Annotated in this window: 20 protein-coding genes and 1 pseudogene; 9 read left to right on the plus strand and 12 right to left on the minus strand. The window is 71.3% G+C overall.

Annotation, left to right across the window (positions count from 1 at the left end):
* Positions 1-287: pseudogene (locus tag IPZ69_RS38130) on the minus strand (CAP domain-containing protein); the annotation flags it as partial.
* Positions 288-1,016: 729 nt separating this feature from the next.
* Here IPZ69_RS38130 and ctaD point away from each other — a divergent pair.
* Together ctaD and IPZ69_RS38140 are read left to right on the plus strand one after the other, a co-directional pair.
* Complete coding sequence (ctaD, locus tag IPZ69_RS38135) at positions 1,017-2,726, plus strand: aa3-type cytochrome oxidase subunit I (RefSeq protein ID WP_445330184.1); 1,710 nt, start codon at positions 1,017-1,019, stop codon at positions 2,724-2,726.
* 3 nt (positions 2,727-2,729) lie between these two features.
* Entirely contained in the window at positions 2,730-3,167 is a 438-nt protein-coding gene (locus tag IPZ69_RS38140) for a hypothetical protein (protein ID WP_235459301.1), read from the plus strand.
* Here the strand turns inward: IPZ69_RS38140 and IPZ69_RS38145 are convergent.
* The 3 genes from IPZ69_RS38145 to IPZ69_RS38155 all read right to left on the minus strand — a co-directional run bounded on the left by IPZ69_RS38145 (position 3,143) and on the right by IPZ69_RS38155 (position 6,000).
* The gene (locus IPZ69_RS38145) at positions 3,143-3,988 is read right to left on the minus strand and encodes a hypothetical protein (protein ID WP_235459302.1); all 846 of its coding nucleotides are present in this window, start codon (positions 3,986-3,988) and stop codon (positions 3,143-3,145) included. The genes IPZ69_RS38140 and IPZ69_RS38145 overlap by 25 nt on opposite strands.
* A 97-nt stretch (positions 3,989-4,085) precedes the next feature.
* Positions 4,086-4,940, minus strand: coding sequence for a GAF and ANTAR domain-containing protein (locus IPZ69_RS38150; protein WP_235459303.1), 855 nt, complete (start codon positions 4,938-4,940; stop codon positions 4,086-4,088).
* A gap of 187 nt (positions 4,941-5,127) precedes the next feature.
* Complete coding sequence (locus IPZ69_RS38155) at positions 5,128-6,000, minus strand: trypsin-like serine protease (protein WP_235459304.1); 873 nt, start codon at positions 5,998-6,000, stop codon at positions 5,128-5,130.
* A 201-nt stretch (positions 6,001-6,201) separates the two neighbouring features.
* On the opposite strand from IPZ69_RS38155, the gene IPZ69_RS47575 reads away from it, so the two are divergent.
* A complete protein-coding gene (locus tag IPZ69_RS47575; RefSeq protein ID WP_308407585.1) occupies positions 6,202-6,414 on the plus strand; it encodes a hypothetical protein in 213 nt (70 codons plus the stop codon).
* The gene (locus IPZ69_RS38160) at positions 6,415-7,428 is read left to right on the plus strand and encodes a glycoside hydrolase family 88 protein (RefSeq protein ID WP_308407586.1); all 1,014 of its coding nucleotides are present in this window, start codon (positions 6,415-6,417) and stop codon (positions 7,426-7,428) included.
* 18 nt (positions 7,429-7,446) lie between these two features.
* On the opposite strand, the gene IPZ69_RS38165 is transcribed toward IPZ69_RS38160, so the two are convergent.
* Positions 7,447-7,845 carry a hypothetical protein gene (locus IPZ69_RS38165; RefSeq protein ID WP_235459305.1) on the minus strand — a complete coding sequence of 133 codons (399 nt, stop codon included), beginning with the start codon at positions 7,843-7,845 and terminating at the stop codon, positions 7,447-7,449.
* Positions 7,846-7,996: 151 nt separating this feature from the next.
* Between IPZ69_RS38165 and IPZ69_RS38170 the strand changes: the two genes are divergently transcribed.
* The gene (locus tag IPZ69_RS38170) at positions 7,997-8,752 is read left to right on the plus strand and encodes a hypothetical protein (protein WP_235459306.1); all 756 of its coding nucleotides are present in this window, start codon (positions 7,997-7,999) and stop codon (positions 8,750-8,752) included.
* Between the two features lie 27 nt (positions 8,753-8,779).
* Here the strand turns inward: IPZ69_RS38170 and IPZ69_RS38175 are convergent, their stop codons facing one another.
* Positions 8,780-9,373, minus strand: a complete 594-nt coding sequence (locus IPZ69_RS38175; protein WP_235459307.1) for a TIGR03086 family metal-binding protein — start codon at positions 9,371-9,373, stop codon at positions 8,780-8,782.
* A 158-nt stretch (positions 9,374-9,531) separates the two neighbouring features.
* The gene (locus tag IPZ69_RS38180) at positions 9,532-9,957 is read right to left on the minus strand and encodes an ATP-binding protein (RefSeq protein ID WP_235459308.1); all 426 of its coding nucleotides are present in this window, start codon (positions 9,955-9,957) and stop codon (positions 9,532-9,534) included.
* Between the two features lie 198 nt (positions 9,958-10,155).
* On the opposite strand from IPZ69_RS38180, the gene IPZ69_RS38185 reads away from it, so the two are divergent.
* The 4 genes from IPZ69_RS38185 (at position 10,156) to IPZ69_RS38200 (ending at position 13,940) form a co-directional block, all read left to right on the plus strand.
* Positions 10,156-10,923 (plus strand): IclR family transcriptional regulator, encoded by a 768-nt coding sequence (locus IPZ69_RS38185; protein WP_235459309.1) that lies wholly within the window; start codon positions 10,156-10,158, stop codon positions 10,921-10,923.
* Between the two features lie 43 nt (positions 10,924-10,966).
* A complete protein-coding gene (gene glpK / locus IPZ69_RS38190) occupies positions 10,967-12,481 on the plus strand; it encodes a glycerol kinase GlpK (protein ID WP_268835559.1) in 1,515 nt (504 codons plus the stop codon).
* A 135-nt stretch (positions 12,482-12,616) separates the two neighbouring features.
* Positions 12,617-13,204: an RNA polymerase sigma factor gene (locus tag IPZ69_RS38195; protein ID WP_235459311.1), complete on the plus strand. Its 588-nt coding sequence runs from the start codon at positions 12,617-12,619 to the stop codon at positions 13,202-13,204.
* Complete coding sequence (locus IPZ69_RS38200; RefSeq protein WP_235459312.1) at positions 13,194-13,940, plus strand: anti-sigma factor; 747 nt, start codon at positions 13,194-13,196, stop codon at positions 13,938-13,940. The genes IPZ69_RS38195 and IPZ69_RS38200 overlap by 11 nt, the downstream gene beginning before the upstream one ends.
* A gap of 36 nt (positions 13,941-13,976) precedes the next feature.
* On the opposite strand, the gene IPZ69_RS38205 is transcribed toward IPZ69_RS38200, so the two are convergent.
* The 5 genes from IPZ69_RS38205 to IPZ69_RS38225 all read right to left on the minus strand — a co-directional run bounded on the left by IPZ69_RS38205 (position 13,977) and on the right by IPZ69_RS38225 (position 18,420).
* On the minus strand, positions 13,977-14,870 hold the full coding sequence (locus IPZ69_RS38205; RefSeq protein ID WP_235459313.1) for a serine/threonine-protein kinase: 894 nt from the start codon (positions 14,868-14,870) through the stop codon (positions 13,977-13,979).
* Positions 14,867-16,753: an ABC transporter ATP-binding protein gene (locus IPZ69_RS38210; protein ID WP_235459314.1), complete on the minus strand. Its 1,887-nt coding sequence runs from the start codon at positions 16,751-16,753 to the stop codon at positions 14,867-14,869. The genes IPZ69_RS38205 and IPZ69_RS38210 overlap by 4 nt, the downstream gene beginning before the upstream one ends.
* A 71-nt stretch (positions 16,754-16,824) precedes the next feature.
* Entirely contained in the window at positions 16,825-17,004 is a 180-nt protein-coding gene (locus tag IPZ69_RS38215; RefSeq protein WP_235459315.1) for a hypothetical protein, read from the minus strand.
* Between the two features lie 101 nt (positions 17,005-17,105).
* Complete coding sequence (locus tag IPZ69_RS38220) at positions 17,106-17,564, minus strand: hypothetical protein (protein ID WP_235459316.1); 459 nt, start codon at positions 17,562-17,564, stop codon at positions 17,106-17,108.
* A 250-nt stretch (positions 17,565-17,814) separates the two neighbouring features.
* Positions 17,815-18,420: a TetR/AcrR family transcriptional regulator gene (locus tag IPZ69_RS38225; protein ID WP_235459317.1), complete on the minus strand. Its 606-nt coding sequence runs from the start codon at positions 18,418-18,420 to the stop codon at positions 17,815-17,817.
* Between the last annotated feature and the right edge of the window lies 1 nt (position 18,421).

Genomic DNA, 18,421 nt, shown 5'->3' on the forward strand with positions numbered 1-18,421 from the left:
GACGCTGCCGGAGCCGTCGGCGCCGTGTGCCGGGGTCCGCCGTGCCCGCCGTGTCCGCCGTGCCCGCCGGCGTTCCGGACGTGGTCCCACTGGAGGTTCCACTGGCGGCCCCAGTCGCCCTTGCTCCACCACTGCCCGGCCGCGCTGTTCTGTCCGTGCTGGAGCGGATGTCCTCCGTCCGGCCATTCCGAACAGGCCAGGGCGACGGACGGTACGCCCACGATGCCCGTGGCGACGGTTGCGATGACCATCCGCCGGTAGTGCTGCTTCTTGCGGTGCTTCCCCATGCGTGACCTCACTCGGTAGTCGCCGAGCGCCTCTGGTGCGGCTGGCTCTGCGCCGACTCCACTCCTGAACTGCGGAGACGTAGTGCGGTCGTCATTCTTAGGACCGCTTGACAGGGCACGCAAAGGTCCTTCGTACTACCTCGCTTCGTAGGCCTGGGCGGCCCTTGCCACGGGCGTGGGTGCATGCGTGTCCGGCGTACACGCACTGCGCCGCCTCCTGATGCTCCGTCAGAAGCCTTGTGCGTGTGAAGAACGGGCGAAAGTGCCGAGTGTTGGGAATGCCGCCAAGTCGGGCGCGTTCGTCGCCGGTGCCAAGACGGACAAATCCCATATGTCGACAGAGCGGCATCTACTATCCGACCCGCCTACTTCGCGGCGCCCCTGTGACTGATGTCACGGAACCATTGCTTCCGCTTTTCGGTCCGGTGGCCGCGGGGGCCTCGGCCTCGCGGTGGAGGGCGTCGCCTCGACGTGACCGTCGGGTCGTGTGCCCCCTGGGCACGGCGCCTGCTGCCGGGGCCCCGCCGCGGCCGGTCGGGGAGGGCTGTTGGTCCCCATGCCGGGACCCGGTCGGGGCCCGTTCGGCCCTATCCGGGGCCGGTACCCCTGCGGCGATCATGGGGCGGCGGTCCCGAGGGGCCGGGTCCGTCGACCGGCCCCGCGCGTCCTCCGGAACGTCGACATGTCGATGAATCGTGAAGATGGGGAGGGCGCCGTCCGGTGGACGAGGTGCGCATACAGCAGGTGGGGGCCGCGCGGCCGGAAGCCGAGGTCACGGCGGTGTCCGGGACCGGGGCCGGGGCCGGGGACGGACGGGCCGAGCGCGGCGCCGCACGCCCGTCCTGGACGGAGTGGCTGACGACCACCGACCACAAGAAGATCGGGACGATGTACCTCGTCGCCGCCTTCGTGTTCTTCCTCGTCGGCGGCGTGATGGCGCTGATGATGCGGGCCGAGCTGGCCCGGCCGGGCCTGCAGATCATGTCGAGCGAGCAGTTCAACCAGGCGTTCACGATGCACGGCTCGATCATGCTGCTGATGTTCGCGATGCCGCTGTTCACCGGCTTCGCCAACTGGATCATGCCGCTGCAGATCGGCGCCCCGGACGTCGCCTTCCCCCGGCTGAACATGCTCGCCTTCTGGCTGTTCCTGTTCGGCTCCTCGATCGCCGCGTTCGGCTTCCTGACCCCGGACGGGGCCGCCGACTTCGGCTGGTTCCTGTACGCCCCGCTCTCGGACGCCGTTCACTCCCCGGGGCTCGGCGCCGACCTGTGGATCATGGGCGTGGCGCTGTCCGGCTTCGGCAGCATCCTCGGCGCGGTCAACTTCATCACCACGATCGTCTGCATGCGGGCACCCGGCATGACGATGTTCCGGATGCCGATCTTCGTGTGGAACGTGCTGCTGACCGCGGTCCTCGTACTGATCGTCTTCCCGGTGCTCGCGGCGGCACTGTTCGCCCTGGAGTGCGACCGCAAGTTCGGCAGCCATGTCTTCGACGCGGCCAACGGCGGGGCGCTGCTGTGGCAGCACCTGTTCTGGTTCTTCGGCCATCCCGAGGTGTACATCCTGGCGCTGCCGTTCTTCGGGATCGTCTCCGAGGTCATCCCGGTCTTCTCCCGCAAGCCGATGTTCGGCTACATGGGCCTGGTCGCCGCGACGATCGCGATCGCCGGTCTGTCCGTGACGGTGTGGGCCCACCACATGTACGTCACCGGCGGGGTCCTGCTGCCGTTCTTCTCGTTCATGACCTTCCTGATCGCGGTGCCGACCGGTGTGAAGTTCTTCAACTGGATCGGCACCATGTGGAAGGGCTCGCTGTCCTTCGAGACGCCGATGCTCTGGACGACCGGATTCCTGATCACGTTCGTCTTCGGCGGCCTGACCGGTGTCATCCTGGCCTCACCGCCGATGGACTTCCACCTGTCCGACTCGTACTTCGTGGTGGCCCACTTCCACTACACCGTGTTCGGTACGGTCGTGTACGCGATGTTCGCCGGATTCCACTTCTGGTGGCCGAAGTTCACCGGCAAGATGCTCGACGAGCGCCTCGGCAAGATCACCTTCTGGACGCTCACCCTCGGCTTCCACCTCACGTTCCTGGTGCAGCACTGGCTGGGCGCCGAGGGAATGCCCCGCCGGTACGCCGACTACCTCGCGGCCGACGGCTTCACCGCCCTCAACACCCTGTCCACGATCGGGGCGTTCCTGCTGGGCCTGTCGATCCTGCCGTTCTTCTACAACGTGTGGAAGACCGCCAAGTACGGCGAGCCGGTGGAGGGCAACGACCCCTGGGGCTACGGCCGTTCGCTGGAGTGGGCCACCTCCTGCCCGCCGCCCCGGCACAACTTCGCCTCCCTGCCGCGTATCCGCAGCGAGTCCCCGGCGTTCGACCTGCACCACCCGGAGATCGCCGCGCTCGAATCGGGCGCGAGGTAGGCCGTGTCCCATCCCGTTGCCGCCCTGGGGACCGCGCTGGTCACCGCCGCCGGCTGTGTCTGGTACCTGCCGGCCGTGGCCGACCTGCGCGCCGGCGCGGACCGGCCGGACTCCCGGCGTACCGCCGCCGTGGCCTGTGTGACCGGATGGGGCAGTGCCGGTGTCCTCGCCGTGCTGCTGCTGGTGGCCGAGACCTGGTGGACGCCGGGCGCCGCGGCCGTCACCGCCGCCGCCTGCACGGCCGCCGTGCGCCTGCGTTCGGCCACGCAGCGCAGGCGCGAGGCGCGGGAGGCCGTACGCCTGTGGGCGCAGCTGCGGCACGCTCGGCCCCGGGCCGGTGTGGGGCCCTCCCGGAGCGTCGTCGCCGCCTCGGTGTGCGCCGTGGTGGCCGTGGTGGGCCTCCTGCTCGTGGTCGGTCACGGTTTGTCGGGACGCTCGTAGAACTGGAGCACACCGCCGACGGAGAAGCACAGCGCGCCGGTGAGCGTGCCCCAGTTGGCGATGTTCACGTTGACGAGGCTGCCGGTCGCGGGGCGGGTGAACGCGGCGAGCGCGGCGACCAGGAAGAGCACCGACCCGAGCTGGTTGATCGCGACGATCCACCAGCCGAGGTCGCGCACGCGCAGGCCCGGTCGGCCGTGGCAGACCTCCACCAGCGCCAGATGCCCCGAGGCCAGGAACAGGAAGCAGCCGACCATGTCGGGGGCCCAGATCAGCCTGTTCAGCTCCTTGACCGAGAGGCCGTGCAGGAACGAGTCCAGAAGGTTGATGCCGAACACCAGGGTTCCCGCGAACAGGATGAAGGTGCTCAGCCAGTCGATGCGGACGGGTTCGTAGCTCCACCACCTCCACCGCGGCGTTTCCAGCGCGCCGGTTGCGCTGTTCCGGCGCGGGGAGTTGACCGCCTGGAGGAAGGACGCGTATCCGCCGGCGTTGAAGAACAGGCCGCCGACGAAGTAGATCGTGGCACTCGCCCCGGTGTCCGAGCCGAACTGGCTGACGCCGGCCCCGAGGGCGAACAGCGCGCCTCCGACGGTGAAGGCGAGGGCGGCGATCGTGTTGAGCCTGCCCAGTCGGCGGAGCGCGACGGCGTCCGCGCTCCGCGACTCGGCTTCCCGCCGTCCCGCGGTGCGGAAGGTGAGCACCCCGCGTTTGCGAGCCGGACGCGACTCCCACACCGCGATGATGTCCTCGGCGGGTTTCCAGGTCAGCCGCGTGATGAAGGGCCCGGCCCCTTCGGCGTGCTCCTCGAAATGGCTCACCCGCCGACTGTAACGGCGAGCGCCAAAATCCGACGAACCGGACATGGTGGAGTCCGGAGTCCGGTGACGGTGGGGCCGGGTCCTCGCGCGCGTGCCGTCAGGCGTGCTGGGCGGTGGCGTGCAGGTCCTCCAGCGGGTCGCGGATGACGGTGCGGCGGTGCCAGGAGAGCCAGCGGCCCACCACAGCGCCGGTGGTCTCCAGGGCGTCGAGCTGGGCGCGCGTGAAGCCGGCCAGGGGGCGGGGGTGGTGGGAGGAGATCACCCCGAGCGGCGTGCCGCGCTCGTCGAGCAGCGGGACGCTGTGGCAGGCGCGGCTGCCGGCGTGCAGGATCACCCGCCGGGACTCCTCGTCGAAGACGGTGGCGGAGGCCACGTCGCGGACGGTGACCTGCTGCCGGTTCTCCGCCGCCTGGCCGCAGGCGGTGCCGGGGCCGTCGACGAAGGTGAAGTGGTCGACGAACCGCCGGTTCAGACCCGTGTGCCGCTCCATCCGCAACAGGCCGTTCTCGGCGAGCTGGACGTTGCCCATGGGCGTCTGTGTGATGTCGAGGACCCGGTCCAGCGCGGCACCGAGGACGGCGCCGGCCGGGCCCGCGGCGTCGTTGTGCTCGGCCGGTGTCAGGCCGGTGAGCGGGGGAGGGGCGGTGCGGACGCGACGGGGGAACCAGACGTGCGCGTCCCGGTCGGGCCCGGGGGTGCGGAGCACGGCGTCGGCGAGGGTGTGCAGCTTGACGTTGTGCCGCTGGGACGTGTGGCGCAGCAGGTCGAACGCCTCGCCCAGGGAGGGCAGCCGGTAGCGCTCCATCAGTACGCCCTGGGCCGCGGATATGGAGGTGCGCGCCAGCATCCGGTTGCGCAGTCCTGCGTTCTGCTGCCGCAGCCGCTCGTCCTCCTCCCGGTCGGATGACGGGTCGTGCAGGGGAATCACCTTGCCTTCCGGCTCCTGGCTCATCAGGCCGTTTCCTTTCGCTGGATGACAGACGCATCGTCCTGCGGTCGGGTGCCTGTTTCCCCAAGCACTGGCCCGACTGTAACGGGCCTGGCGGGAGTGCACACAAGAGGTCGCCGAACGCCGGTGCGCGGGCGCCCTCGGGCGCACCGCGACCGGCGCCGCACGGCCGGCGGTCTCTCGGGGTCGGCTACGGCAGTTGCACGAAGGGGGACAGGAAGGAACGGGCTCCCGGTGTGTCGAGCCGGTAGGCGACGTTGGTCGCGTAGCAGGGGGTGTCCCCGGTGATGGTCGTGGCCACGAGGACGCGCTTTCCGCCGAGGACGGCGAAGTCCGGGCCGCCGGAGTCCCCGTAGCAGGCGCCGCCGTTGCCCTGGGGCGCGGTCATGCCGAGGCGTACCCAGGCCTTGTTGAGGGCGTGGAAGGTCACGGGCGCCTTCATGCGGACGCCGCCGCCCGGGTGGGTGTGTCCGCCCGGGCCGTTGACCGCCTCCTGCGTGCCGTACCCGGCGACCGTCCACGCGGCGGAGTTCAGCCCCTGCGGTGCCAGTGAGCCCAGTTGGTCGGCGGTCGGCAGGGCGGCCGGGGTGAAGGACCAGCGGGCGGCGACCTTCGCGGCGGGGAGCTCGATCACCGAGATGTCGTGCGGGTCGGAGGCGGGGCCCGGGTAGTCGGGCTGACTGTGGGCGGTGCCCTCGACGGCGACGGCGCTCGCCTGGGCGGCCGGGTCGCCCGGGTACTGCTTCGCGGCGGCGTCCAGTGCGGCCTGGACGTCCTGGTCGAGCGAGACGTAGAACCGCACGTTGTCCGGCCAGTCGGTGGTGCAGTGGGCGGCCGTCAGGAACGTGTTCGCGTCGACCATCGTGCCCGAGCAGACCCAGTCGACCCGGTCCGGCGTGGCCGGGTCGTCGTCGTTGTCCCAGGTGGCCACGAGCGCGCCGACCTCGGTGCGTTCGGGCGCGGGTGTGGCGTTGTACGAGTTGATCGCGGACGAGGGCAGCGCGGTGGCGAGCACGGTGGCGCAGGCCGCTGCGGTGACGGCGGTGGCGCGTAGGGCGGTCAAGAAGAACCCCTTCACTGGGTGTGTGGGACAGGCGTTCTCCTGTGGGAGGTAGGGAGCATTGAAGTGCCTGGGGCGGTCCGCGACAAGACCCGGTTCGTTCATGGAGATGAACATCGCTCACGTGGGTGTACATGCCGGTGGCCCCTGTGCGAGGCTCGCGCCAACTTCCTTGCGACAGCGAGCAGTTGGGGGCAGGCGGTCATGAGTGTTTCCCGGCGTACGGTGCTGGCCACGGCGGTCGGCGTCACGGCCGCAGGTGCTTCCTCGGCGCAGACCGCGCGGGCGGCCGACGGCCCGGCACCGGCCGCCACCGTGCGTACCCTGCGCGCGGCGGCCGACTACGCGGTGGAGAAGATCGGGGCGGTCGCGCCGGGAGTGACGGCGTTCCCCGTCGGCACGAAGTTCGAGAAGTAGGTGTACTCCCAGAACGGCGACTGGGTCGGCGGCTTCTGGCCCGGGACGCTCTGGATGGCGTACCTCCACAGCGGAGACGAAACCTTCCGCGGGCTGGCACTCGACTCGGCGCAACGGCTCGCACCCCGCCAGTACGACACCGGCACGCACGATCTCGGCTTCCTCTTCTGCCCTTCCTGGGTCACGGCCTGGCGGCTGACCGGCGAGGACGGCTGGCTCACGGGCGCCGTGCGGGCGGCCGACTCGCTGATCCGGCGCTACAACCCGCGCGGGCGCTTCATCCGGGCCTGGGGCGCGCTGAACGATCCGCACAACGCGGGCCGGATCATCATCGACACGATGATGAATCTCGATCTGCTGGCCTTCGCGAGCCGCCGGACCGGCGACGAGAAGTACCTCGACGTCGCGCGGGAGCACGCCACCACGGCCCAGCGGGTGTTCCCCCGCCCGGACGGATCGATCCCGCACGCCTACGACTTCGATCCGGACACCGGCGCGCCGATCGGCCCCGCCACCGTGCAGGGCTACAGCCCCGCCTCCTGCTGGTCGCGCGGCCAGTCCTGGGGGATCTACGGCTTCACGACCATGTACCGCCGCACCGGGAACCGGCAGTTCCTGGCCACGGCCCGCCGGCTCGCCGACTTCGCGCTGGGAGCGCTGAGCGGCGACCACGTTCCGGTGTGGGACTACCGGGCGCCCCAGCAGCCCTACGACGTCAACGACGCCTCGGCCGGCGCGATCATGGCGTGCGGCCTGCTCGACCTGTCCGCCGCGACGGGCGCACCGGAGTACCGCCAGGCGGCACTGCGGGTGCTCACCGCGCTCTGCGAGACCTGCCTGACCCGGAACTCCTCGCGCGCCGACGCGGTGGTCGCACGCTGCACGCGGAACCGGCCGGCCGAGGACGGCATCGAGATCTCCCTGCCCTACGCCGACTACTACCTGCTGGAGGGCATCCTGCGCGTCCTGCGGCCGCAGGACGTCGACCGCGCCATCGATCTGTCGATGCCGTGAGGGCGGGCCACCGACTCCTCACCGCCCGGTGGGGCGTACCCCGGGCAGCCGGGTGACGACGACGAAGACGGCCAGGGCGGCCAGGCTCGCGGAGGTGAAGGCCGAGTAGGTGCGCCAGTCGGAATCGGCGGGCGTGGGCAGGGCGGCGTCCGCGCCGATCAGGGTCGCCCATCCGGCAAGGGTGCCTGCGAGGAGGGCCGGCCAGCGGTGCCGTACGCCCTTGGCCACGTCGTCGATCATGGCGAACGCGGTGAACATCGGCACCAGCGCCGGGCTGTCGTGCCAGCTCAGGGCGGCGCCGCCCGCTGCCACAGCGGCGCACAACAGCCACACCCGCACGTGCGCCAGCACCGGCGCCGGTTCCCTGTCGTTCGGGTCGCGCGAGTCGCTCTGGTTGTTCGGGTCGTCCGGCGTCACTGCGGCCTCCCCCGCCTGACATGAACGGCCGGACGGCGCGTCCGGGTTCACCGTGTCGGACGCCTGGCCGTCGGCAGCGGTTGTACGGGTAACCCGTCGCGGATTCGGGGACAAGTCGGTTGTCGGCGCGCCGGGTTCGGGGGAGGCGGTCATGCGCGATGCGTACGGGGCGAAGCGGCCGTGGGCGGTGCCGGTCGCGGCGGTGAGTGCCGTGCTGGGACTCGCGGTCGGCGCCGCGTTGATCCGGGGCGCGAGGAGCTTCGAGCGGCTCGGCGTCGGCCACGGCGACACCTGGTCGGCGGCGATCGCCCTGAGCGCGAGCGCCGTCGTCGGGGTGGCGGCCTGGCTGGCGACCGGTGCGGAGTACAGCGCCGTGGGGTGGGCGCTCGGCATCGTCCTCGCGGTGCGCTCCCTCGCGGGGACGCTGGACGCCGAGACCCGGATCCTGCACGACCGCGGCAGGGAGGTGACGGCCGTGGTGCAGCGGGAGCACGTGCACCGGAACTACACCGACCTGGGCGAGGAGACCGACCCGACGTACACCTACGACATGGCCCCGCCCCCCGGCGTACCCCACCGCGCGCTGGACGCGGAGACCACACGGCTGACCGTCGGCGAACGGGTCCTGGTCACCGTCGACCCTCAGGACCGAGCCGCCCCGCGCCTGGGCCATCGTCCCGAACCCAGCCGGTTGTTGAACCGGATCCTGAGCGTCTGCGAGCTGCTCGTCCTGTTCATCCTCGCGGGCCTGTCGGCCGGTCTCGGACACGTGCTCGGGCGGGCGGTCCCCCACCGACGCGCGGCGGCCCTGGCCCGACGCCGTGGGCCGGGGCCGCCCGAGGTCGAGTCCCGCCCCGCGCACCCCGAGGACACGGCACCCGAGGCGGCGCACGACGCCGGTTCCTAGGAGCCGAGCCGAGCCGCGCGCGGATGTCTAGCGCACGGCGGGTGTCCAGTGCGGGTCGCGGCCCAGGTGGGCGAGGAGCGCCTCGGCGCTGGTGTGGTCGGCGCGCGGCTGCCGGGCCGGCGCGAAGACGCGGTAGGCGTCGCGCAGGTGGTCGACGAGCCGGTCCGCGGCCGGCCGGATGCCGTCGGCCAGGGCGTCGTCGAGCCTCCGGCCCTGGCCGGTGGCGACGGCGATGTCCCAGGCGTGGACGCCCGCGTCCATCGCGGCCGTCGCGGCGGCCTGGGCGAGCGGCATCGGGCCCAGCGGCGTGGGGACCTGCTCCGCGTCGGCGGGCAGCCGCGTGTACGCGTCCGCCACCGCGCTCAGTATCTTGTCCAGCTCGGCCGCCGGGTCGCCGTCGAGGGCGTCGGCCGGCTGGAAGGGGTCGCTGTCCGGGCGACCGCCGGTCAGGGCGAGTCCGTAGGCCTGCTGGTCGATCCGTGCGTGATTGAGGACCTGCCGCGCCGTCCACTCGCTGCACGGCGTCGGTACACCCCAGGCTCCCTCCGGCGCGGCGGCGACCACCTCGCGCAGATAGTCGTGCGCACGCGTGAGAACGGAGATGCCCTGCATGTTCGCCATGTCTGCCGCCTTCTGCCGACCCTGCGGTTGATGAGACGAACCTATGCGCCGTTGCGGACAGATACGGTCCGCGATGCGGGGGCTCGGCGCAGAGCGGAGAAGAAGTCTCGCGCCTTGTGTGCCGTCATGCCTTCCGTGGCTTCAGGTGTTGTGTGCCGTCACAGGGCTACGAGATCCGCCCACCGGGTCACCCCGCCGGGATGCACGCGTATGCCGTGGCGCGTCGCCAGCGCGTGCACGATGCTCTCGCCGCGGCCGTGCTCGTCCGGGTCGATCCCCAGGAGCGACTGTCCCGGAGCCAGGACGGGACCACCGTCGGTGACCTCGATCCGCAGGGTGCTGAGTCCGTCGCGCCGGTCCCACGAGAGCCGCAGCTCCGCAGGGGGCACGGCGTGCATGATCGCGTTGGTGAGCAGCTCCGACACCACCAGAAGTGAGTCGTCGACGATCTCCGGCGACACCCGCCAGTCGTCGAGGAGCGCCCTTACCTGTCGTCGCAGGGCCGAGACGGCGCCCGGGACATGTGGCAGCGGAGCGACGTACTCGACTGCTTCCCAAGGCACCATGTCCAGCTGTACAGCCATCTGCTCTCCTCGGGTGAGCGCTGTCGGCCTGATGCCGGGCCCCGTGCGCTTCTACCGGGCCTCAGTGCACGTTATGGAGCGGGACGAACGGGGTCAATGAACACCGGTCGGCATTACCGAACGGCTCCTTACAACCCGGCACCGAACCGGCCGACTGCACGTAAAGCGGACACGGCGGGGCGGTACTAGGCTCGCTTCATGACCGGCCCAGTCCAGTCGATCGAACGGGCGGCGGCGATATTGCGTCTGCTCGCCGGTGGACCCCGTCGACTCGGGCTCGGCGAGGTGGCGGCCTCGCTCGGGCTGGCGAAGGGCACCGCCCACGGGATCCTGCGCACGCTCCAGCACGTGGACTTCGTGGAGCAGGACGCCGCGACGGGAAAGTACCAGCTCGGGGCCGCCCTGCTGCATCTCGGCACCAGCTATCTCGACGTCAACGAGCTGCGCTCGCGCTCGATCAACTGGGCCGATGCCCTGGCCGCCCGCAGCGGGGAAGCGGTCCGCCTCGGCACCCCCCTGGAGGGCAAGGTCCTCATCGTCCACCATGTGTTCCGGCCCGACGACACCCTCCAGACCCTGGACGTGGGCACGCTCCTGCCGCTGCACGCCTCCTCGCTCGGCAAGGTCCTGCTGGCCTACGGAACGGCGCCCGTGGAGGCGGCCCTGGATTCCGGCCTGGAGATGTACACCCGGCACACCGTGATCGCCCCGGAGCGGCTCACCGAGGCCCTCGCCGAGGTCCGGGAGCAGGGCTGGGCCGTCGAGGTCCAGGAGATGAGCATGGGCGAGGCCGGCGTCGCCTCCCCGATCCGGGGTCAGGGCGGTCTCGTGGTGGGTGCGCTGGGGCTGTCCGGGCCGGTCGAGAGGATCTGTGACAGCCACGGCCGGCCCCGGCCGAACCTGATCACTCTGCTCCGTGAGGCCGCGCGGGCGATCTCCCGAGACCTGGGGGCTGCTCGCTGGTAATCCCCCCACCGCCTTGTCGACACATCGGAAGGCAGATCCGATCATGGTGGAACGGTACGTAATGTCCGTCGATCAGGGCACCAACTCCACCCGATGCATTCTGTTCGACCATCAGGGGCGGCTGGCGTCGGTCGCGCAGCGGGAGCACCAGCAGCACTTCCCCAGACCGGGCTGGGTCGAGCACGACGCCGTCGAGATCTGGCGCGCCCTGCAGCGCGTCGTCCCCGACGCCCTGTCCGAGGCCGGCATCGGCGTGGACCAGGTCGCCGCCATCGGCATCGCGAACCAGCGTGAGACGACCGTGCTCTGGGACCGGCACACGGGTGCGCCGCTGGGCAGGGCGATCGTCTGGCAGGACACGCGTACGGCACCGCTGGTCGAGGACCTCAGGCGGGCGCCCGGGGACGAGTACTTCCTCGATCGGTGCTGTCTGCCTCCCTCGACCTATTTCTCGGCGCTGCGGATCCGCTGGCTGTTCGACCACGTCGGCGGCCTGGAGCGGCGGGCCATGGCCGGCGAGGTGCTGTTCGGCACGATCGAGAGCTGGCTGATCTGGAACCTCACCGGGGGCGTGGACGGCGGTCTGCACGTCACCGACGCCACCAACGCCAGCCGCACGATGCTGATGAACATCCGCACGCTCACCTGGGACGAAGAGCTGCTGGCGTTCTTCGGGGTGCCCCGCCTCATGCTGCCCGAGATCCGCTCCTCCGCCGAGAGTTACGGCGAGGCCCGCTCGGTCGTCCCCGGCGTCCGCATCACGGCCGCTCTCGGGGACCAGCAGGCCGCCCTGTTCGGCCAGACCTGCTTCTCCCCGGGCGAGGCGAAGTGCACGTACGGAACGGGCAGCTTCCTGCTGCTCAACACCGGGTCCGAGGTCGTGCGGTCCCGGCACGGACTCCTCACCACCGTGGGCTACAAGATCGGAGACCAGCCCCCGGTCTACGCCCTGGAGGGGTCGATCGCCGTCACCGGCTCCCTGGTCCAGTGGTTCCGCGACCGGCTGGGGCTGATCAGCAGCGCGCCGGAGATCGAGACCCTCGCGCGGACCGTCGAGGACAACGGCGGCTGTTACATCGTCCCCGCGTTCTCGGGGCTGTTCGCTCCGCACTGGCGCAGCGACGCGCGCGGCGTCATCGTCGGCCTGACCTCGTACATCACCAAGGGGCACCTGGCCCGGGCCGTCCTGGAGGCGACCGGCTGGCAGACGCGGGAGGTCGTGGACGCCATGAACGCCGACTTCCCGGTCCCGCTGAAGCTGCTGAAGGTCGACGGCGGCATGACGGCGAACAACCTGCTCATGCAGTTCGTCGCCGATGTGCTCGACGTGCCCGTGGTGCGGCCGATGGTCGCCGAGACGGTCTCCCTGGGCGCCGCCTACGCCGCCGGGCTCGCCGCGGGCTACTGGGCGGACCTGGAGGTCCTCAGGCGGCACTGGCACCGGGCCGGGCAGTGGCTGCCGGACATGGATCCCGGGCGGAGGGAGTCGGAGTACGAGAACTGGCAGCGGGCCGTCGAACGGTCGTTGGGGTGGATGAGGCCGCCGCGGCACGAGTGACCCGCCACGGCCGTGCCCCATGTCGGGCGCGTGGTGGGGGCGCGCGAGACGCGAACGAGGGAAAATCGGAATATGGACTTCCGCATTCCTGGTGGATGGGCAATCCCCCGGGGTGGATGGGCCGTATATACAGGTATGTCGAGATTCCGGTTTCCAGTGAGCCGACTCTCGGACGAGGCACTGCTGTCCGGGCTGGCCACAGGCGATCCGGAGCTCGCCGTCACCTTCGTACGGAGGTTCCAGCACACGGTCTTCGGTGTCGCCCTCGCGGTCATCGGGGATCCACAGCTCGCCGAGGACATTGCCCAGCAGACGTTCGAACGCGCCTGGCGTCATGCGCAGATCTACGACGCGCGCCGGGGGTCGGTGCGGACCTGGCTGACGGCCATCGCCCACAACCTCGCCATCGACGCCGTCCGCTCCCGGCGGCCGGAGCCGGTGGCGCCCGAGGACCTCGAAGCGATCCTCGGGGAGGTCAGCGAGACGCCGGAGCAGCAGGCGCTGGCCGACGAGGCGTCCACCCGGCTGCGGGCGGCCGTGGCCGAGCTGCCGCCCGAACAGGGCCGCGCCCTGGTGATGGCGGGTATCTACGGCATGACCGCCCAACAGATCGCCGACTCCGAGAAGATCCCGCTGGGCACCGCCAAGACCAGGGTCAGGACGGCGATGGGCAAGTTGCGGACCACGCTCGCGTCTCCGAAACGAGGCGACCATGTCCAATGACATGACCTGCGAGAAGCTGCGGGAGATCGGCGCCGAGCTCGCGCTCGGTGTGCTGCCCGGACGGGAACGCGCCGGTGCGCTCGCCCATCTGGACGGCTGCGCGGACTGCCGCGAGTACGTCGAGCAGCTGACCCTCGTGGGCGACGGGCTGATCGGCCTGCTCCCCGGCAGTGAACCGCCGGTCGGGTTCGAGACCCGGGTGGCACAAGAGCTGACCCGGCAGGCGCCGGCGCACGAGGGGCGAGGGCACGCCCGCGCGTCCACCGCGCGCAAGGGCTCCTTCCGCCGGGCACGGCTGCGGTTCGCCTCCGTCGCGGCCGCGTTCGTCGTCGCGATCGGGTTCGGCGGCTGGGCGGCCGGTACGGCGGTCGAGCACGTCCTGGCCGGGCCTTCCCGCAGCTCCGCCGTCAACACCGAGATGCTGTCCGGCGACCTGACCGCGACCGCCGCCGGGAGAAAGCCGGTCGGCGAGGTCTACGCGCACACCAATCCCGAGGGCTGGGTCTTCATGACCGTCAACCTCGCCCAGGCCGGCAGCCCGTACAACGGCAAGATCAACTGCGTGCTGGAGCACAAGGACGGCTCCACGGTGCGCGTGGGCACGTTCACCCTGCGCAGCGGCAGCGGCTCCTGGGGCGCCCCCGCCTCCGTCGACCCCTCGGCGGTCTCGGGCGCTCGCGTGACGACACCCGACGGCACCGTGCTCGCGACGGGTCCGCTGGCCGTCGGCGCGTAGGAACGGTTCGCCGGGCCCGCGAAGGAGCGCGCTCCCTCAGCACAGGGCGATGCCGGGTCCCTCACCGCCGGACCCCGCACGGCGGATCCCCTCGCCCGGAAGCGCCGCGCCGAGGGCCCTGGTCAGCTCGGGGACCGTCGGCCGGGCCGCCGGGTCCGCCCGCAGGCAGGCGTCGACGGCCGCGGCGAGTGCGCGGGGCAGGCGGCGACGCGTGGCGATCGGCGCCGCGGAGACGGGCACGGCACCACTGGCCACCTCGTACAAGGTCATGCCGATGCCCCACACGTCGGCCGCCGCCGACAGTCTTCCGCCGCGCACCTGCTCCGGTGCCATGTAGCCGTACGTGCCGAACCCGGCGGGCGCGGGGCCGGGCGGCCGGGCCACGCTGAGGTCGAACACCTTCGCGTGCCCGCAGTCCACCACGACGTTGGACGGCTTGAGGTCCAGGTGCAGCAGGCCCTGGCCGTGCAGATAGTGGACCGCGGAGCACAGCTGCACACCGAGGGTGGCCACGTCCCCGGCGGACAGCCGACGCCGCAACCGGCGGACGAGGTGGGACAGCGTCTCCCCGGTCAGGGTCTCCAGGACGACGAGTGGCTCCGGGGAGGTGAAGAGCTCGTACGCGCGGACCAGGTGCGGATGCGTGAAGACCCGCAGCCACCGGCCCTCCCGCAGGAGCCGGTCGCCCAGGTCGGCCTTGTCGCGGCGGTCGGGACGGACCACCTTGATCACACAGCGGCAGGCCCGCTCCTCGCTCCAGGCGTCGTACACGTCCAGCCAACTGGTGCGTGCGAGATGCCCCAAGAGCTCGTAGCCCGGGACCGGACGGGTGCCGGGTGCCCGCGCGAGGGGCGGTCCGCTCGGGCGGTCGGGTCCGCCCACGCCCTCCGGCTCGCCCGGTCCGCCCGATCCCTCCGCTCCGTCCGTCATGACAGCACCGTCCCCGGTCGCGTGGTGGGCATCCGCTCCGGGTGACCGGTCGCGGCGCCGAGCCGGTGCAGCCGGGCGTAGGCGCCGTCCCGGGCCAGCAGTTCGTCGTGGGTCCCGGACTCGGCGAGCCGGCCGCCGTCGAGCACCACGATCCGGGTGGCGTCGCGGACGGTGAGCAGGTCGTGGGAGATGACGACGGTGGCCCGACCGGCCATCAGACGGCGCAGTGGCTCCATGATCTTCAGGCCCGACGGCGCGTCGAGGCTGGTGGTCGGCTCGTCGAGGAGGAGGACGGGCGCGTCCCTGATCATCGCGCGTGCGATGGCCAGACGCTGGCGCTGTCCGCCGGACAGGGTCCGGCCGCGCTGGCCGACCACCGTGTCGTAGCCCGCCGGGAGCCGCTGGATGAACTCGTGGGCGTCCGCGGCGCGCGCCGCCGCGACGATCTCCGCCTCGCTCGCCCCGGGCCGGCCGTAGGCGATGTTCTCCCGGACCGTGCCCTGGAAGACGAACGTCTCCTGAAGGACCACCGCGACGTTCTCGCGTACGTCGCACACGCGCAGGCTCCGCAGATCCGTGCCGTCGAGCCGGAGCGCGCCCCGGTCGGGGTCGTAGAAGCGCAGCAGCAGCTTGGCGGCCGTGGACTTGCCGGCCCCGCTGGCCCCGACCAGCGCCAGGACCTCGCCGGGAGCGACGTGGAACGACACGTCGGACAGGGCCCGGCGCGCGGTGCCGGGGTAGCGGAAGGACACGCCGTCGAACTCGACGGCGCCCCGGGCCCGGCCGATCCTGCGGGCGTCGGGGGCCTCGGTGACCTGGGGCCGCTGGTCGAGCAGCTCGATGATCCGTTCCGCGGACGCCGACGCGGCGTAGAAGGTGTTGCCCAGATGGGACAGGCCGCGGATCGGGCTGTACAGCTTGCCGATCAGCGCGAGGAAGACCAGCAGGCCGCCGAGGGTGAGCTGGCCCTGGGCCAGCTTCCAGGTGCCGAGGCCCATGACGGCGAGGCCGCCCGCCACCTCGATGACCTCGACGAGCGAGCCGTAGACGGCGTGGATGCGGGTCGAGGCCATCGTCGCGTGGAAGGTGCCGAGGCTCTCCCGCTCGAAGCGGCGCTCCTCCCAGTCCTGCCGGTTGTACGCCTGGACCAGCACGACATTGCCCAGCGACTCCTCGGCCACCGCGCTCAGCGAGCCGCTGCGGCGCCTGCGCTCCCGGGACGCCTCCTTGATCAGCCGGGAGAAGTGCCGGGCGGAACGCCAGAACAGCGGGACGATGGCGAGCGCGAGCAGCGTCAGGTCCCAGCGGAGGTAGAAGAGCAGCCCGAGGAAGACGCCCAGCCGGACCAGGTGGTACAGGCCGTCCGCGACCCCGGAGAGCATGAAGGTCTCGACGGAGTCCACGTCACCCGTGACACGGGAGAGCACGTCCCCGAGCCTTCGGCGCTCGAAGAACCCGAGCGACAGCCCCTGGACGTGCCGGAAGACGTCGGAGCGCAGGGCCAGCAGGAACCGCTCGCCGACCCAGGTGGACGTCATGTCGTCGGCGAAGCCGAGCACGCCCGAGCCGACGACGAGCGCCAGATAGGTCGGCGCGATCCAGACGAACGGCCTAAGATCGCGGGGGACGAGCACGTCGTCCACCACGATCTTGAACAGCCACAGTTCGCCGGCGTCGACCAGGGGCCCGACCAGGCTGAACAGTACGAGCGGCACCAGCCAGGGCCGACGGCCCCGGGTGTAGGGCCAAAAGCGCCGGAACACCTCGCGCGGCGGCACCGGCGGCGCCGCCGTGACCACGGTGCTCGCGGAGTCGGGATCCGCGCCCACGGCCAGCAGACGCCGCAGGGCACGGCGAGGGATCTGCCAGGGGACACGCACCATGGTTCGGCTCCGTCGCGCACCGACGGCGGAGCGGACCGGTTCCCCCGGTCACCGGTCCGCTCGGTCTGGTGTCAGTAGTTGTGACCGGAGTGGCCGTGACCGTGGTCGTGGTGCCCCTCGCCGTGGTCGTGCCCGTGGCCGTGCCGGTCGTGGTCGTGGTGGTTGTCCCTGTCTCCTCCGTGGCCGTGGTGTGACGTGTTGTCACCGTGGTCACGATGGTTGGCCGGGAACAGCCGACTGAAAATCGCCATGAGGTTCCTCCAGTTGCAACATGCCTCGTATCACATACGGTGCAGAACGGGAATTGGATGGCGTTTCGGAAGAAAACGTGCCGATTTCATCGAATGCGCCGTCATCGGCGGGCCGCGCCGGACCCCACCGGGACCTGCTCGTGCGCCGCCCTGTACGGCAGTCTGGGGGCGGCGCCCCGCGCGGTCAGGACACCGAGCCAGGCGAGGAACGCCACGACGAAGAGCCCCTCGACGAGCAGGGACAGCGGGCCGTACGGCGACTCCCAACCGGGCTCGTAATAGCCGCCCGGGAGGCCCACTGTGCGGGAGAACGCAAAGGCGATGATCATGCCGAGGCTGACGAGCGTGCCGGTCAGCCAGGCGATCAGCGGACGTTTCATGACGATCAGCGCCACCGCCACGGCGAGCATGACGGCGCTGCCCACGGCGAACAGGACGCCGATGTAGAACATCTCCGCCAGGTGGTCGGGGACGAGGACCGTGTGCAGCACCGTGTTGCCGATGGCGCAGCCCGCGGCCAGTCCCGTGAGGCCGGCTTCGGCGGCATGCGTGGAGTTCATCCTGACTCCAGGTGTTCAGGGGCATCGAATCGCTGGGCAACGAGGCTCCGGAGAGCGGGTGTTCCGGGTGGTGGTCCGGTTTGTGTCCCCTGGAATGCATACGGAAGGCGGCGGCCGAGGGATTGCGGTTTCCGGTACTTGATGCGAACCGCTTCGCTGTGTCGTCACCCGGTGACGTCGATGAACGTGCCGGCGGGCGTGAAACCGCCCTCGCCGCACGGATCGTGAGGGTGCGGCAGGTTCCGGGACGTCATGCGGGGTCGCCGACGCGCCAGCCGGGTTCGAGGCGGTCGAGCAGGGCGTGGCATGCCGCACCCGCCCGGTCCCAGTCCCCGTCGGCCAGGGGCGCGGTCAGCAGGCCGAACATCGCGTCGACCAGCAGGGTGGCCTCCGTCCGGGCGCGCGGCTCGGGCATGCCCAGTCCACGGAAGAGGGAGGTCACCAAGCCCGTCCACTCGCCGAGAAGAACGCGCATGACGGGGCCGTACCGCTCGGGATGCAGCACGCTGGCGCTCATCACCTCCAGGTAGAGGGGCAGCGTGGCGCGCATGTCGGGGCCGCTGAACTGCCGCCAGATCTCCTCCGCGAACCGGCGCAGCGCCGCGGCGTCCCGGGGGGTGCCCATGGTGTCGAGCAGACCGCGGACGCGCAGGAGCGGGCGCACCTCGTACAGCGCGAGCGCCTCGGCGACCATGCGCTCCTTGGTGTCGAAGTAGTACAGCAGCATGCGGTCGCTGGTCCCCAGGGCCCGGGCCATCGGGCGCAGGGACAGGTCCGCCAGGCCGTTGTGGATGACGTACGACCGAATGCGTTCGAGCAGGTCACGACGTTTGGCCGGGTCGGGTGGACGCGGCATG

This window comes from Streptomyces olivochromogenes, assembly GCF_021538895.1.
In the GTDB taxonomy this organism is placed as follows: Bacteria; Actinomycetota; Actinomycetes; order Streptomycetales; family Streptomycetaceae; genus Streptomyces; species Streptomyces olivochromogenes_A.